Annotated in this window: 1 protein-coding gene; it reads right to left on the bottom strand. The window is 49.2% G+C overall.

Going from position 1 to position 386, the window contains the following annotated elements; translation table 11 throughout:
* Positions 1-2: 2 nt before the first annotated feature.
* On the bottom strand, positions 3-386 hold a 384-nt coding region (locus tag KP705_RS18955; RefSeq protein WP_215765430.1), incomplete at its 5' end, for a hypothetical protein.

Raw genomic sequence — 386 nt, forward strand, 5'->3', positions numbered from 1 at the left:
TTTCATAATTTTCCTCCTTCTATAACTTCAAGATTAAATCCCGGCTTTGGTATTGTAGAAAGTTCTTCTTGTGTAGCACGACTACCTACTTCAGCAACGTGGCGGTTCATGTAGTAGCGGACAAGACCCGGCCCTCGCATACCGGCTACCTTTTCGCGCTCGGAGAAAATCGCACCGAACTTCACCAGTTCATTCATGATGGCTGTAACTTCGTTGACCCGAATTCCGACTTTTTCGGCGATTTCTTCGCGGGTTAGCATGATCTGTCCGGTATGTGGGAACAGGTGGTCGAACAAGAGCGTCCAGACGTCCACGGCCTTCATTGGACGTTTACTGTTCTTCATTAGCCACAAGGTGACAGCACGGTTCTGTGCGGGACGGATCAT

It is taken from the genome of Gluconobacter sp. P1D12_c, assembly GCF_018812105.1.
GTDB classification, from domain to species: Bacteria; Pseudomonadota; Alphaproteobacteria; order Acetobacterales; family Acetobacteraceae; genus Gluconobacter; species Gluconobacter oxydans_A.